This is a genomic window from Citrobacter sp. wls757 (assembly GCF_005280935.1).
Classification (GTDB): domain Bacteria; phylum Pseudomonadota; class Gammaproteobacteria; order Enterobacterales; family Enterobacteriaceae; genus Citrobacter; species Citrobacter portucalensis.
The window spans coordinates 35,994-37,339 of sequence record NZ_SZWU01000038.1 but is presented as its reverse complement, the minus strand read 5'-3'; the positions used below and the strand labels follow the sequence as shown (position 1 = coordinate 37,339).

The following is a 1,346-nucleotide window of genomic DNA, read 5'->3' as shown; positions in this document are numbered from 1 at the left end:
AGCGTGGCCGCCGCTTTGCGGTCGGCCTCCGTTTCAGCCTCTGCGGCCGCAATCACTTCCGGGGCAACCGGCGGCAGGTTGCCGGTCACGGCGTTCACCTTCCCGGCGGCCTCTGAGGGAGTCACGCCAAACACTTTTTCTACCAGCTTAAGCCCGTCACCCGCGCCGCACTGATTGCAGAACCACGTCCCGCGCCCCTCTTTATCGTCAAAGCGAAAGCGGTCGGAGCCGCCGCATACCGGGCAGGACTGATGGCGGTTTTTAATCACCTTCACACCCAGCGCAGGGAGAATGCGCGGCCAGTGGCCGCACGCCTGTTTTACGGTTTCTGTTACGTTCATTTTCATGGTTGTTTTCTCCCTCAGTGCAGTACTGGTGCGGTGATATGACGGGCGCAAAGCTCATCCATCACGGCCAGCCCGAGAAAGGACAGCGACGGGGCGGCTTTGAGTGGTCCGGCTTCCATTAAATCTTCCAGCAGAGCACAGGCAATCTGGCGGCCTTTTTCCTCGCCGTGCTGGCGCAGGTAGAAGCCCTCCAGCTCGGCGGCAATGGCGCTTTCCAGCGCGTCGAGGGTGAGGTGTGGGTAGCGGTGCTGGCGTTCGCACAGGGTCAGCCAGGCACAGGCCACGGCGCGACGATACAGCGCGGCGCGTAATGCGGGCGGTAATGGCTTTTTCATACGTTACCCTCCCCGGTCAGCCACTGCTGATTGCAGCGTTCGACCACGCCGTCGAGCTGGGTAGTCATGAGGTAAATCACGGAGGTGAGCTGTAAGTGCTGCGCCGGGTCACGCCTAACGGTCGCGCAGTCCTGCACCTGCATCAGGTCGCCGACGAGCTGGCCGACATTGCGCATATGCTCCAGACATTCGAGGTCACGGGCGGTAATGGTGGTGTGTCTCATGCGCGCACCTCCGCAACCGGCAGGCGGCCAGCGAACGAGAGGATGTAATCGCGAACGAGGGAAAGGCGTGCGGCGTGCTCATCACCGGCAACGGTGCGGAGCATACAGATACGGGGTTTACGGTCTGCGCGACGAACGGCGGCAAACACAAAGACAAACTGCGGGTGTGACGGGGTGAGGGTAGTAGCCATGATGGCAGCCTCCTTGAAGTAGTTTGAAAAACTACCACCGGAAACGCCAATTTCACTGGTGGCAGCCCGAACGGGGTTGGCGTAACCGGCCTTCAAGGAAACCGGCCAGCCCGAAGGCTGCCCCGCCCGGACTACCATTATCAGAAAAGGCCTCGGGTGCACGAATAAACACCACAGCCCTGAAAATGGGTGTGCCTGAGCAACGACATAAAAAAACACGCATGGCGCGTGTCGTGTCGCCTTGAAGTT

Annotated in this window: 4 protein-coding genes; all 4 read right to left on the bottom strand. The window is 60.7% G+C overall.

Going from position 1 to position 1,346, the window contains the following annotated elements; translation table 11 throughout:
• A partial coding sequence (locus FDW94_RS24070; RefSeq protein ID WP_283205068.1) for a primase-helicase zinc-binding domain-containing protein occupies positions 1-347 on the bottom strand: 347 nt, incomplete at its 3' end.
• Positions 348-361: 14 nt separating this feature from the next.
• Positions 362-682 carry a DUF5375 domain-containing protein gene (locus tag FDW94_RS10305; protein ID WP_000743144.1) on the bottom strand — a complete coding sequence of 107 codons (321 nt, stop codon included), beginning with the start codon at positions 680-682 and terminating at the stop codon, positions 362-364.
• Positions 679-906 carry a hypothetical protein gene (locus FDW94_RS10300; RefSeq protein ID WP_137377536.1) on the bottom strand — a complete coding sequence of 76 codons (228 nt, stop codon included), beginning with the start codon at positions 904-906 and terminating at the stop codon, positions 679-681. The genes FDW94_RS10305 and FDW94_RS10300 overlap by 4 nt, the downstream gene beginning before the upstream one ends.
• Positions 903-1,346, bottom strand: a 444-nt coding sequence (locus FDW94_RS10295) for a host cell division inhibitor Icd-like protein (RefSeq protein WP_249358396.1), incomplete at its 5' end; no start/stop codon positions are given. The genes FDW94_RS10300 and FDW94_RS10295, both read right to left, overlap by 4 nt.